Here is a 12,894-nt window from a genome sequence, read left to right as displayed (position 1 = left end):
CAGCCTGTCTTAGCAACGCTTAGGCGAAGGCGGAAATACCGGTGATCTCACGCCCGATGATGAGGGACTGAATCGAGTCGGTTCCTTCGTAGGTGTGGACAACTTCCATATCGGTCATGTGGCGGGCAACCTGATACTCCAGGAGGAGGCCGTTGCCGCCCAGAATATCCCGGGCTTCAGCGCAGATCCATCGACCCTTCTGGGAGGTGTGCATCTTCGCCAGGGAAGACATGGCTCCGGTGAGCTTTCCCTTTTCCTGGAGCTCGGTTATCCGAAAACAAATCAGCTGCATCGCCGTCAGTTCGGCCAGCATGTTGGCCAGCTTGTTCTGTACAAGCTGGAAACTAGCAATCGACTTCCCAAATTGGACCCGGTTCTTGGCATAGGCCAGTGCCGCCTCATACGCCGCCATGGCGTGTCCCAGCGATTCCCACGAGGCGTTGCCCCTGGTTGCCATCAGAACGCGCCCGACATCCCTGAAACCTGACGACTCAACAAGCCGGTTTTCAGCAGGAATACGAAGGTTGCTGATTGTGATATCCGGCTGCCAAATAGCCCTTTTGCCGATCTTTCCGGTAATGAGTTCCGCCGTATAGCCCTCGGGATAACTCCCGTCCGCATTCTTCTCCATGACGAAGCCCTTGACCTTCTGGTCGGCCTCGTCTCGTGCCCAGATAACGACGACGTCGGCAAAGCTTGCGTTGCCAATCCAACGCTTACTCCCGTTGAGCACCCAATGGGCCCCGTCGCGGCGGGCAGTTGTTTCCAGCGCTACGGAATCCGAGCCGTGGTCAGGTTCGGTCAGCGCGAATGCCCCTATCTTGTCCAGCGCTGCCATGCCCGGCAGCCATCGGCCTTTCTGTTCTTCACCTCCCAGGAGAGCTATGGAACCCATCGTCAGCCCTGACTGGACGCTCAAAAAGGTATTGACACTGCCATCCACACGCGACATTTCCAGGGAGACCATGGCGGAAGCCAGCCGGCTCATTCCTGGGCAGCCGTAACCTTCGATCGTTGTGCCTACGATTCCCAGTCCGGCCATCTTCGGCACTAGCTCGAAAGGGAATTCCGCTCGGTCCCAGTAGTCGTTGATGATCGGAAGAACTTCAGTCCTGGCGAAATCCCGGACGCGTAGCTGCACCTCACGCTGCTCGTCATTCAGCGCCTCCTCGAGGAGGTAGAAATCGGTTGAGTCAGTCATCTTTCACTCCAATGTCGTTTGTTTCTAAGTCTTGTGGGGCATATGCGCCGAGGTAAGCGATTTCCTCGTCCGTCAGGGCCCGCGGCCTGCCGGAGCCGGTGTCGATGGGAACGAGCACGGTACTAGCGCGGAATACGGTATTTGAGTCCTGCAGCCCCTCATAGGAAACAGTGAATGACCTGTTCCCTATCCGGCCGGTAGTAAGCAGAAGCACCAGCGCCGGACCGTAGGATATGGGCTTCAGATAATTCACTGTGAGAGCCACCACAAATTTGGGATCGGTAAAACTCCCCACGCCTGCAGCGACCGCATGCTGGTTCAGCCACAGGAGCCGCGCCTCCTCCATCAGGGTCACAACACGGGCGTTATTGACGTGGCCGTTGGCGTCCTGATCTGACCATCGAACAGCTATTTCGCAGCGAAAAGCCTTGTGCGGCTGATTTGTATCCTCCGGATGGGCAGACTTTTGGTGCAGCGGTGTCGTCATGATCAGAGGTGCCTTCCGCCCGTTATTTCCAGGACGCTGCCGCTCATATAGCTCGACATGTTGCTGGCGAGGAAGAGAATGACCTGTGCTACTTCCTCAGGTTCGGCGAACCGCCCCAAAGGAATCTCACTCAACTTGGCGCTGAGGATCTCCGGCTTCAGGTTTTCTACGAGCTCGGTGCGGACGATGCCTGGTTGAACAGCATTCACCCGGATTCCAGAGAAACCCAGCTCTTTCGCTGCTGCTTTAGTCAACCCGATGATGCCTGCCTTGGCTGCACTGTAGTTTGTCTGGCCGGGCATGCCGACCTTTCCCGAAATCGACGAAACGTTGATGATGGAGCCCGCTGTTCCCTCCCTGCGCATCACGTCCGCGGCGGCCCTGGTTCCCAGCCACGATCCTTTGAGGTGTACGCCAATAACCGAGTCAAAATCCTCTTCTCGCATCTTCCGCATGGTTCCATCCCGGGTGAATCCGGCGTTGTTCACCATGACGTCAATCGAACCGAAATTTTCGACGGCGGCATTCACCATGCGATTCACGTCCGAGGAAGAGGTGACGTCACACTCCACAGCGATACAGGTCGCCCCGAGGTCAAGCTCAGCAAGCGCCAGTTTCAGGCGGCCTTGATCTTTGTCACCGATGACAATGTTGCTCCCTGCCTGAGCCAACGCCCTCGCCGTCGCCAGCCCGATGCCCCCGGCCCCACCGCTGATCACACTGGTCTTGTTTTCCAAAAGCGGCATAAGTTCTTCCTTCATTCGTTCTAACTGCGGGTGAACACCGCAGCACGGCGCTGCTGAAAAGCGGCCTTTCCCTCGGTAAAATCACTGGAGAAGTAAAGGTTTTGCTGCTCGCGCTGTTCGGCTGCGAATACCTGTTCCATGTCCGGCGGGCCTTCTCTGCCCACGGCTTTGATTGCCGCAACGGCCAAAGGCGCCCGGCTGGCAAGAAGGTCCGCCTTTTCAGTCACAGCAGCGTCTATCTCCTCCACGGGGAGCACAACATCAGCCAGGCCGGTTCTGAGCGCTTCCCCTGCGCCGATGCTGCGCGCTTCCAAGAGAATCTGCTTTGCTTTGGCATAACCGACCCTGAGCCCTAAGGTGTGCAGGATCCCGCCGTCCGGGATCAGTCCCAGACGGGTGAACGGAAAGATGAGCACAGCGTCGGTGGTCATGAAGATGTAGTCACAGGCAGCAGCAAGACTCGCCCCGAGACCTACAGCAGGGCCATTCAGCACCGCAATGACCGCTTTGGGGGATTCCGCCAGCAGTCTGATGAGGACCTCGACCTGCCCCAGGCGGAAGGATGCCTCATCCCTATCCTTGGGCGGCATTGCCCCGAGATCGCCACCGGAACAAAAAGCACCGCCCGCTCCCCTGATGACGATGACGCGGATGTCCGCGTCATCGTTGGCCTTCGTAAGCTCCGCTATGAGTTCGTCGCGCATCTGCGCGCCCATGGCGTTTCGGCGTCGAGGATCCGTCAAGGTCACCTCAAGCCTGTGCCCTTCCCTACTGACTGCAAGATATGCCAAAACCAGCCTCCCGTTCAGAGCAACTTTGACAGATAGGATTGAATTTTTCTAATACTTATTGCTTACGTTATTCATAGTCGATGCTTACTAATTCAACCGGTCCGCAGTCGTGGCTTGTTCAGGAGCACAGTGTCCGTGAAGATGCCTCCACATCAGGTCAATTGCTCAGCGGCGCGTGGTATGCATCGGCAGCCGTCGACTACGGATGGTCCCGCAATGGTCCCCGCAGGCGCCTGGTGCGAGGTAGTGGGGCCTAGGAAACGACAACACTGCCGCGGCCGTTCCGGTTCAAATGACCGGCCATGGCGCCTTGTACACGTCCGCGGTGCGGACACCGTCCAAGCGTGGTTCAAGGCATGAACCCGCAACTGGGTGATCGCTCGCCTGCTCGGCTGCTTCGAGAAGGAGACCAGGAACAAGTCGCCGCCGAAGTGCTCGCTGCGGCGCGCGCCTTCGTGTCAGCCGCACGCTGGTTGTGGCATTGGTAGTAGCACCCGAACCGGCGGACCCGGCTTGGAGGGTTGGGTATCGCCCTGAACCACTCGCTTGGGCCGGATGGGAACATGCCACCAACGGGCGGTTTCCCGGCCGGTGGGACGATCCTAATGCGGGACTTCCGAAGGGTGTATTTAGGCGACTCCCTGCTTGCTTGCCTGATCGAGGTTCTTACCTTCGCGCGTAAGGACAATCTCCTCGCCGAAGATCTCGATAAAATCATCGAGGAGCTAGAAGACGCTGAACGCTACCCGACTCAGAAGCCAGGGACCATAGATAAGGCTTGGATGGAGCCCAGGGTTGTGGCTATGGCCGGCACTGCAATATCACCGCAGCTGAAACAATCGCCGAATGTCGCATGTCCAGTGGCCGACGTCCCGAGTGCCATCGAAGCCTACTGGGCGATGAACTGAGTAGCCCACCGCAGGGCAGACTCAGAAAACCTAGGCGCGCTGACAACTTGATCGAGAATCCGCCAGGATTCGGAAATAGACATGCTGCATACGAAAACTGGCGTCTGTAATGAGAACGGATGTGGCTTGTCAGGATAGATGGCGAAATTGCCAGTCAGTTGGCGAGCTGAGGAGCTTGGCCTAGCGGGGAAATCGCGCTGTCCCTTGCTGGCAACGGTGCAGGCGAGCGGACCGAAGTATGCGCCCGTACAAACAGAGCGCCGCCAGCTCGCGTTGCCATCGGAGTTGGCGAAAGGCTCGGCTTCAGGGTCGCTCGGGCTTGGTCTCCGGCGCCGATGCCAAGCGACGACCCGATCCAGAGCTGACTATGTGCAAGTTTTCGGGCGATCTCACCAGCGCTCCGCCAACTCGCTGGCAAGATTCGCCAGATCGTTTGGCAATTCGCCAACAAGGCTGGCAAGCCACAACGGACAGCTCTTTTTCGGAGCCACTCCCGTCGTTTAAGGGCCGATAATGGAGATTATGTCGTGTTGTCAGTTTGACAGGACAAATTGGCCTTCATCTAACAGTATCAAATCCAGCCCCAGCAAGCAGTATCAGCAACCCCCTTTGTCATAGGCCGCTGCAATACTTGCGGCATGAACCCCGCACCCCAACGCCTAGATTTTGTGGGCAGCAACGTGGCTAACAACCTCAACAAAGCTGTTGCCTACTACCAGCACATGGCAGAGAACATGACGGCCGATGAGGACCCCCATGTATTTATGCGAGAGGCGATATCAGCTGCCCGCACCTCACTAGAGAAGTGTTTGCGGGGCTATGACTCATTCGACGCGCTTGCGTTCATCCGTCTCGCCGCCGGCCCGTGGGATTTCACTGACCTCCGGGAGAGCGAAAGTCAGATAGAGAGCTCTCAGGCTGCCCAGGATGTCGTGGCACTAACGCTACTGGGCATGGGGCTTCCGCGGCAGCCGTTAACGGGGAAAAACTCGGGTCAACCAAATCCTGCAGAAGCGCTAGGCCTGGCAGCCAACATCGTGACCGCCGCGCGGACTCTGGCCCTCTTTCGCGGCCAGCGAGCGAACCAGCCGCTCGGTGCTCTCGCTGGTGAATTCATGGGGTACGAACTGTCCGTCCGCGGACGTCAGTATGAATCCATCGCCAAGGAAGTAAATACAGAGCTTCTGGGCCACCCAGCAGTTTCGTCCGTCATAAATAGCGTGCTCGGATTCACCCTCGACGACATCCGTGCTGTCCGCGAGGCGTCAACAGCTCTGATGAACGAACGCTTGTTCGGGGCTCGGGACCGACTTGGGGAAGCCAGCAAAGCCGGTCCACCCGCCGATGCGGAGTCCTTCAGGCACGACATTAATCTCATGATGAACGAGTGCCGATTGTTCGGCGCTGTTTCACCCGCTGATGTCGCCGAGCGTTCCGGAGTCGCGGAATCGACTGCGCGTGCAGTCTTGGACTTCTTCAGCACCTCGCGGGCGGCGGAGAATGACGTCAACCCGGTCATGCGGTTCGTTGATGGTGAGCTTCCCACGCCGGGGGGATGTATCGCTGACCAGGACGAATACCTCCTTCTCAACGGTTTCTTGAGCGAAGACGAGTTGCGCCGGAATCTCGAAAGGGGGCTGATCGCAGCCGCGGCCGAGAAGAAGAATAATGCTGCGAAGATGTGGCCGAAGTATGACAAACGGCGTGCCGTTTACTCCGAGTCGAAATCCGCTAACTTAATTGGCAAGCTCCTACAAGGCGCTAAGCCGCATTGGGAAGGACAGAAGTACATTGGCCCGGTTGATACCAACGACACACCCAGCCTGGGCAGGGACTCCGACCGTACTGCTGTAGTGACCGACAAGTTCGAATCTGACATATTGTTCCTGGTCGACGGGGTCGCTCTATGCGTTGAGGTGAAAGCCGCGTCTATTACCGAGAAATCCCGGGGTGGCAACGCACAGCGGTTAGCCAAGGATCTGCAGAAGACTCTCAAAGAGGGCAACGAGCAGGCCAACCGATTGACCCGTCTCATAAGCACCAACGGAGGCGTTTGGAGCGTCGAAGGTGAATGGATCGACTTGTCGTCTGCGTCTGAGATCCACTCAATCGTCGTAATGCTAGACGATATGGGGCCCCTATCCTTGTCCATGAACGTGCTGGCGGACAAAGGCATCATCGAGTCCGACGAAGTCCCGTGGATCGTCAGCATGCATGACTTGATCGTGATAAGCCAAACCGTCGATCACTCTGCCCAGTTCCTCGAGTACCTGCGGCGTCGCAGAGGCCGCAGGCTGGCAACTATGGTCAATGGCGTCGACGAGTTGGACATGTTCATGTGGTTCCTCACAGGAGGCATGTACTTCGATCCCGAACCTCATGAGATCGCTAAACACATACCAGTTGAGTCGCCTATCAAGGCTTCCGAGCTGCGCCGCTTCGAAGAGCAGCCTCGTGTTCGGCTAGGTACACTCACTGATCCACTCGATGCATGGTTCTATTGGCAAGAAGGCCTCTCAAAGTCTCAGGTGGTAAAGCCAGCCAGGCAGGAGCAGCCATGGGTTGAGCAGTACCTATCCGCTAGCGAGGCAACCCACCCTCCTGGTTGGCTACGGTTTGGCGCCGATCTGGTGGGGCTGAGCGAAAGCGCGCAAGGAAGTATCGGGAAGAATCTGAAGGCAGTAAGGCGCGCAGCCCGGGGTGGCAGCATTGAGCGTAGCCTGACAACGCATGGTGCCAGTTCCTTTGGTTCCTGGTTACTCACGATGTCGGTCGCGCCGAAAGATGCGAGCACGGACCACCTGGCCGAATATATGGATGCCAAGCAGTACCAGACGCACTCTGACAGAGCGATGTTGCTGCTCTATCAGCCTGATGGGTCGCTAATTGGGACGCGCTACCGGGGCAGGCCTCAAGAACGAACCACCGACCGCGACCATGCTGTAGAAATCGCGCCGCTGCGCGGTCTCAAAATGACGTTCACCAAACTACCTCCCAGCGCCCGGCGCAGCACAGTCCGGCTGCGGGGCGCTCGAGGGAAAAAGAAGCTCTAGTAGCTGGCGCCAGGAAGGGAGGGCCATGGGAATCACCCCGATCTTCGGCCCGCGCACTTTGGTTTCGTTGGCGCCGGTAGTGGCCAAGGAGGCCGCGAATGCTATATGACACTCCGTTACTGCATCGGCCCCCAGCGGGTCTACCGATTACCGTGCGTGTGAACGTGTCCAGGTTTCAGTCCGTCAAGAAGCAAGTCCCCCAAGGTGACCCAGTCCTCCGCCGAAGCCCGATCGTCGGCCAGGAATTCGAGGCATTCCCCTGTGCTCCATTGCTCGAATCCGTTCAAGAGATATGGCTCCGAGTGGTTCGCCCATCCTGCCCGGACACCGGTCCGCCGTTCGGATTTTCCCATGCCCAACCAGATCTGATTCCCGGCACTTATTCCACCAATGGCCGGGAAGCTACCGTAAGGTGCCCATGAACGCCACGCGCGGTTAAACGCCAGTTCCATGTCAATCTTCCCGCCAGCAACACGAACCACGCCGCGTGACAACACGCCTAGAGCCAGTCCCTCGACTACGTGCTTCACTTGCTGGTCTTTTGTCTGCATTGTCATGCTTAGATGCTATTAGCCGTAGTTGCGCCGAGGAGGAAGCCACCCCCAGTCTGCTGTTTGTTCGCTGACGTACACCCGAACCTGACGTCTGGCAGCTGCTCAAGCACCGTCAGAATAGGGTCCCAATGCGGTTCCTGCATTGCCGGCCACCGAATGTCCGCAGTCAAATGACCCACAGCTGCGACCAGAAACCGCTAAATTGGCGAAGCTCCGGTCAAATAGCGGTTGACCGAAGCTTCGGTTCATTATGGGTACCTGAACCTTGGAATTCTCTGTAAAGGCGGGCGCGAAAGCCGCCGGGGAACGTACGACCCGCCGCCGGAATCACCCCCGTCCTCTAAGACACGCCGGCGCGCGGCAATGCTGCTATTGAGCCGGACGCGGTGTCAGGTATTCGCGCAGCCCTGGGATAGACCAGGTGACGCTCAAGACCGGGGAGTCCCCCCTGCCGCTACACAAAGACCACAGCCTTCGCGGGGTGATCATCGTGTGCTCCGTGATCGTCATCATCATCGCAGGGCAGAACACCTTCTACACCTACATCGCCCCATGGCTCATCCAGGTTGCGGATTTCCCTCCGCCGTCGATCGCTTTCCTACTCTTCCTGTTCGGCGGCTCCGGGGCCATGGGCCTCGTGGTCGCAGGCTTCGCTGCCAGCCGATTTCCGAGGCGCTGTTTCGCTCTAGCTGTCCTTGCCGTGATGGCGTCCGTTCTCGTGCTCGCACTGGTCTCGGCAAACCCCGTGATCGTCGTCGTAGCATTTGTCCTCTGGGGCGTCGCGTTCGGCGGCCTCCCGGCGATACTGCAGACCCGCATGCTGCAGACCGCGTCGTTCCGGATGCGAAATCTTGCAGCAGCGCTACAAACGACGGCTTTCAACGTGGGGATCGGTGGCGGTGCCCTTTTGGGCGGATTCGTACTAGACGTTGCAGGCATCCGATCACTTCCAATCCTCGAGATCGTGTTCCTAGCCACCGGTCTCGCTTTGAGCTTGGGAGCGGATGCCGCACATTCCAGACGCGTGAAACGCCTCTCCGTCACCTAACCAAAGGGAACAGCCCGTTTCCGCTGCGGTGTTGAGACAGGACAGAGATGGCATTGTGTGCTCGAAGAACCGCCTAACTCAGGCCACCTGCTTATCGCCGTGACCCTACCACGATGGGATCAGCCTGAGGAGTCACTACGCTAGGAATCGCGTGCGAGAGGCTGACCTGGTGTGGCTTGCCAGCTTAGTTGGCGAGACTGACAACCCCAGTTGGCGAGCCGAGGAGCGGGGCCGAAGCGGGAATTCGAGTGGCCTTTATTGGCCAACGGTGCGGGCAGCTGACCCAGAAGAACGCGCCTGAATAAGCAGCTCTCGAGCGGCTCGCGTTGCCACTAGAATTGGCGAAAAGTTCGTTCCAGTGGAGTTCAGGGTCGGGCTGCGTCGCCGAGGCCAAGCGCAGACCCGGTCCAACACGCACCATTCGCGGCTCGCGTGACCATCGGAACCGGCGATTCGCTAACTCGCTGGCAAATTCGCCAGATCGTTTGGCAATTCGCCAACAAGGCTGGCAATCCACACCTGGAGTAAGGCCCGAAAAGCCCTCCCCCAGCCAATTTGCGACTGGCAGCCGATAATGGACCTATCGTCAATTCCCATTCATCGACTTCACACGATCCATTTTCCGGCTCTCAGGTTGCGGTCCGCAGGAGTGGGGTATGCCCGCTCTCGCGACGCGGCGGACTTGCCTTTGGAGGTCCGGCGGGAGAGCCGGAGATCCGCGTCGGCAGCTTATCCCACGAGCCAGGCAACAACCATCAAAGCGCCTACGCTGAGCACAGTGGTGCACAGGATGACGTCGCGGGCCACGGTCATGCCGCGGCCGTAGGGGGAGGCAAAGAGGAAGACGTTCTGGGCAGTGGGGAGCGCAGCCATGATCACGCTGGCGAGGAGATGCTGTCCCTCGAGCCCGAAGACAAAGCGGCCAAGAATCCAGACAACGAGCGGCATCCCGGCAATCTTGAGGAACGTGGCCACGAGGGTTTCGGTGCGGCCGTCGCCCTTCTGCAGCGGCGCGCGGCCGGCGAGGGACAGGCCGAAGGCCAGCAGGACCATGGGCACGGCCCCGCCGGCCAGCATGTCGATCGGCTTCTGCAGCAGGTCCGGTGCGGTCCAGCCGGTCAGGGCCACGGCCACACCCAATGCGGAAGCGACGATCATGGGATTGCCCAACGGCTGCAGCAGCATTTTCTTCCACGAGATTTTGGAACCGGAGACCAGCCCCAGGACTGTCAGGTAGAACGGTGCCATCACCAGGAGCTGGACCAGGAGCACGGGAGCCACGTGCTGCGCCGTCCCCACGGCATACAGGGACACCGGGATGCCGATGTTGTTTGCGTTTGCGTAGCTGCTGGCCATGGCGCCGACGGCGGTCTCCGCCGCCGGGCGCCGGAAGAACAGGAAACTCGCCAGCCAATAGAGAAGCCCCACTATCGCTGCCGAAAGCAGCGCGAGCGGGGCATCGGTTCCCAGGGCGGCACGGATGTCACTGCCCGCCACCACCGTGAACAGCAGTGCCGGGTTGGTGACGTAGTAGGCAGTGCGGGTCAGCGCACCCTGGACTTCCGGCCCCAGGATCCGCAGACGGGCGGCGAAATAGCCCACAGCAATGACGACGGAGACGATCAGGATTCCGGAGACAACGCCGCCCACAGTGCGCCCTTCTATTTACGTGTTGGAAGTTCCGCACGGCCGACCCCTGCGCTCAACGCCGGAAACTCCGACTTCTAAATACCGTAGGCTACGGCGCGGCTGTCAGCGCGGCGAGGACGGCGGGCAGCAGCACGTCATTGCGGCCCCAGACTGGGTCGAGGATTTCCACGTACCAGGAGTCGGCGAGCAGGAGCGCCAGCGTTTCGTTGGTTTCCTCCGCCCAGTCCTGGATCTGTTCTTCCTGCACCGGAGTCTCGCTGGAGCCGAGGACGGTAACTACCTCGCCGCCGTCGAGCGTTACGGGGATGGCGGCGCTGCTGGCCTCGCCCGGGGCATGGGCCACCGTCACCAGGTCAGTTCGGGTGGAAAGGGCCAGGAGTTCCACTGCCGCCTCTGCACTGCAGAAGCCGGTCACGTACTGCCGCTGGGCGGAGTTGCCGGTCCGCAGACCAGGCTGGGATTCCTTGGTAAACAGCCCGTTCCTGTTGAGGGCGGCAAGCTCGGTGGCGATCGGTTCTGTTTCGTCGTCGTAGCGGACCGTAAAGGTGGCGGCCTGGTATTCGCTACGGCCCTCCAGCCAGCGCGCCGTCAGTTCCCCGGCCGCTGCAAGAGTGATGGCCTGCCGCCAGGCCCCCTTATCCTCCAGGCGCCTGCCGAACTGGTCACGGACTTCCGCTTCTGTGGGTTCCATCCTCGGATGCTACGGCGCCCCGCCGCAGGACTCCAGTGGCGGCGACACAGCAGTTAATGTCCGCCGGCGGTGATTCCTGCAGGGATCCCGGCTGCCCGTTCCGCCGCGGCGAGGGCAACGCCAAAGCGGACGACGGCGGGAGCGTACCCTTGGTGCGGCACCGCCCGCAGCTGCTCTGCCTCCCTCATGGCGCGGATCAGCGCAGACGTTTCGGGCAGCCGGACGTCCGTCATGGCGGGGTAGTCGATGCAGCTTGCAGGGTCCAGTTCGTAGCGGCTCCACCGGGCCAGGAGTGCGTCATGTTCAGCCTGCGCCGCAGTGCGAACGGGCCGGTCCAGCCGCAGCTGCCGGCGGCGTTCCTGCCACGCCAGGATCTGGGGGCTGCCACGGTAGGCGGCCACGCCCGCCCCTGCGCCCAGCGTGGCGAGGACCACACCAAACCAGGGTGACGCGAGTGTGGGAATAAGGATCGCCGGAAGTGCCACGGCAGAGCCCATAAACACGTCCCAAAACACGGGGTCCGGGGCGCGGACGGCAAGGTCCGGCGTCGAATGCCGGCGGACAGCCAGGACGGTGGCCGCCACCGCGCACACCAGCACTGCACCCCAGAAACTCAGCTGCAATGCTCCAAACAGGACGGATTCTGCGAATGCCGGCACTGCGGCACCTCCCCGCGTAAGGCCCGGCCCAGGATTCCGGGTTGCTCCTTCCATTGCATCCCCTGTGGGCGCCGGGGTCAATGGGCGGGCAGGCTATGTGGATATGGCACGATCCTGAGGCTGATCAGGGAGGCCCCCAGGCATTTGACTTGGCTCCTGGTTCCGCCTGCCAAACACGAAGTTTGCCCAACGCGACGATGTCTGCGTCACGAGCGGAGCGCAGCAGTTCGGCCAATTGAGGCCTGAGGGTACAGATGCCGGAAGCCTTGTCGCTGAAAATCTAATCCAAGGCTTGGCCGCCGAGCTTGCGCTGTTCATTCTGGTCCAGCGTGGTAACCCTCGCATACCGGCCGTGGACAACACATATTTCGCTGCACGAAGCGGACTTCCGAGTTGATGGTTGGCCTTTTCTATCAAAACACGGAAAACGCAAAAGTTTCCATGAACGAAGATTAAATGCCCGCGAAGAACTATATAGTCCTAACTTGAGAGGGGGGTTACGACTTTGATGGCGACCCAATCTCGTTCTGGTTTGCCATTGAATGCGGCAGCAAGGGCGTAAGCCAATCTAAGAAAGAGGCGAGCAAGGTATGAAACCGTGGATTGACCCGAGGGAGCGCCGCGCAAGGTGGTATTTCTCAACGCTCTTCGTGCTCAGCGTCGTTGCGCTGATCGCGATGGTATCTCTGCTGTTATGGGGCGAGCAGACAGCAGAAGAGAGGATGATTGTGATAGTGGCAGCTGTCCTCGCCCTGGTCGGTTCGGTTCTTACCCTATGGAAGGTCAGACTGAGGTGTGTCAAGGATGTGAGACAGTCGCGTAGTTTCTTTTTGGTCAGGCAGCCGCGGGAAGCGGTTGCGCGGTGGGCATGAAGGCCGCCATTGCGGTGGCCGGCGGCAGGCCGTCATTGTTGCTATGGGGTCGCCATCGGTTGTAGAACACTTCGATGTAGTTCATCACTCCGCGCCGGGCCTCCTGGCGGGTCGTAAAGCTGTGGTGGTGATAGAACTCGTTTTTCAGGGATGAGAACGCCGATTCGGCCACTGCATTGTCCCAGCACACCCCGGTGGCTCCCATGGACTGTCGGATGCCGTTACCGGTGCACC

Annotated in this window: 12 protein-coding genes; 3 read left to right on the top strand and 9 right to left on the bottom strand. The window is 59.8% G+C overall.

The annotated features are described in order from the left end of the window. Window positions 1-19 precede the first annotated feature (19 nt). Genes NG698_RS08645 through NG698_RS08630 form a run of 4 tightly spaced genes read right to left on the bottom strand, consistent with a single transcriptional unit; the run spans window position 20 to window position 3,183 of the window. On the bottom strand, window positions 20-1,201 hold the full coding sequence (locus NG698_RS08645) for an acyl-CoA dehydrogenase family protein (protein ID WP_252609230.1): 1,182 nt from the start codon (window positions 1,199-1,201) through the stop codon (window positions 20-22). Then, a complete protein-coding gene (locus NG698_RS08640; RefSeq protein WP_252609228.1) occupies window positions 1,194-1,688 on the bottom strand; it encodes an acyl-CoA thioesterase in 495 nt (164 codons plus the stop codon). Before NG698_RS08640 ends, NG698_RS08645 begins: the two co-directional genes overlap by 8 nt. 2 nt (window positions 1,689-1,690) lie before the next feature. Further along, window positions 1,691-2,449: a 3-oxoacyl-ACP reductase FabG gene (gene fabG, locus NG698_RS08635; protein ID WP_252609226.1), complete on the bottom strand. Its 759-nt coding sequence runs from the start codon at window positions 2,447-2,449 to the stop codon at window positions 1,691-1,693. A 5-nt stretch (window positions 2,450-2,454) separates the two neighbouring features. Continuing rightward, on the bottom strand, window positions 2,455-3,183 hold the full coding sequence (locus NG698_RS08630; RefSeq protein ID WP_308293025.1) for an enoyl-CoA hydratase/isomerase family protein: 729 nt from the start codon (window positions 3,181-3,183) through the stop codon (window positions 2,455-2,457). 563 nt (window positions 3,184-3,746) lie between these two features. On the opposite strand from NG698_RS08630, the gene NG698_RS08625 reads away from it, so the two are divergent. Beyond that, window positions 3,747-4,133 carry a hypothetical protein gene (locus NG698_RS08625; protein ID WP_252609222.1) on the top strand — a complete coding sequence of 129 codons (387 nt, stop codon included), beginning with the start codon at window positions 3,747-3,749 and terminating at the stop codon, window positions 4,131-4,133. Between the two features lie 638 nt (window positions 4,134-4,771). Next, a complete protein-coding gene (locus tag NG698_RS08620) occupies window positions 4,772-7,186 on the top strand; it encodes a hypothetical protein (RefSeq protein ID WP_252609220.1) in 2,415 nt (804 codons plus the stop codon). Between the two features lie 140 nt (window positions 7,187-7,326). Here NG698_RS08620 and NG698_RS08615 read toward each other — a convergent pair whose 3' ends face one another. Continuing rightward, on the bottom strand, window positions 7,327-7,743 hold the full coding sequence (locus NG698_RS08615) for a hypothetical protein (RefSeq protein WP_252609218.1): 417 nt from the start codon (window positions 7,741-7,743) through the stop codon (window positions 7,327-7,329). 418 nt (window positions 7,744-8,161) lie between these two features. Between NG698_RS08615 and NG698_RS08610 the strand changes: the two genes are divergently transcribed. Then, entirely contained in the window at window positions 8,162-8,788 is a 627-nt protein-coding gene (locus NG698_RS08610; protein WP_252609216.1) for an MFS transporter, read from the top strand. 729 nt (window positions 8,789-9,517) lie between these two features. Here the strand turns inward: NG698_RS08610 and NG698_RS08605 are convergent. The 4 genes from NG698_RS08605 to NG698_RS08590 form a co-directional block, all read right to left on the bottom strand. Then, window positions 9,518-10,438, bottom strand: coding sequence for an AEC family transporter (locus NG698_RS08605; protein WP_252609214.1), 921 nt, complete (start codon window positions 10,436-10,438; stop codon window positions 9,518-9,520). Between the two features lie 88 nt (window positions 10,439-10,526). Continuing rightward, entirely contained in the window at window positions 10,527-11,129 is a 603-nt protein-coding gene (locus NG698_RS08600; RefSeq protein WP_252609212.1) for a DUF6919 domain-containing protein, read from the bottom strand. 53 nt (window positions 11,130-11,182) lie between these two features. Further along, window positions 11,183-11,788, bottom strand: a complete 606-nt coding sequence (locus NG698_RS08595) for a hypothetical protein (protein WP_252609211.1) — start codon at window positions 11,786-11,788, stop codon at window positions 11,183-11,185. 834 nt (window positions 11,789-12,622) lie between these two features. Continuing rightward, window positions 12,623-12,894, bottom strand: a 272-nt coding sequence (locus tag NG698_RS08590; protein ID WP_252609209.1) for an integrase core domain-containing protein, incomplete at its 5' end; no start/stop codon positions are given.

Origin of the sequence: Pseudarthrobacter raffinosi (assembly GCF_023913735.1) — a bacterium.
Taxonomy (GTDB): domain Bacteria; phylum Actinomycetota; class Actinomycetes; order Actinomycetales; family Micrococcaceae; genus Arthrobacter; species Arthrobacter raffinosi.
Note: the sequence above shows the minus strand (reverse complement) of the source record. Positions and strands in the feature narration are given on the sequence as shown.

Bases quoted from the DNA above. Each gene is read 5' to 3' on its own strand.
- NG698_RS08645 (WP_252609230.1), bottom strand. From the start codon at position 1,201: ATGACTGACTCAACCGATTTCTACCTCCTCGAGGAGGCGCTGAATGAC.
- NG698_RS08640 (WP_252609228.1), bottom strand. From the start codon at position 1,688: ATGACGACACCGCTGCACCAAAAGTCTGCCCATCCGGAGGATACAAAT.
- fabG (WP_252609226.1), bottom strand. From the start codon at position 2,449: ATGAAGGAAGAACTTATGCCGCTTTTGGAAAACAAGACCAGTGTGATC.
- NG698_RS08620 (WP_252609220.1), top strand. From the start codon at position 4,772: ATGAACCCCGCACCCCAACGCCTAGATTTTGTGGGCAGCAACGTGGCT.
- NG698_RS08615 (WP_252609218.1), bottom strand. From the start codon at position 7,743: ATGACAATGCAGACAAAAGACCAGCAAGTGAAGCACGTAGTCGAGGGA.
- NG698_RS08600 (WP_252609212.1), bottom strand. From the start codon at position 11,129: ATGGAACCCACAGAAGCGGAAGTCCGTGACCAGTTCGGCAGGCGCCTG.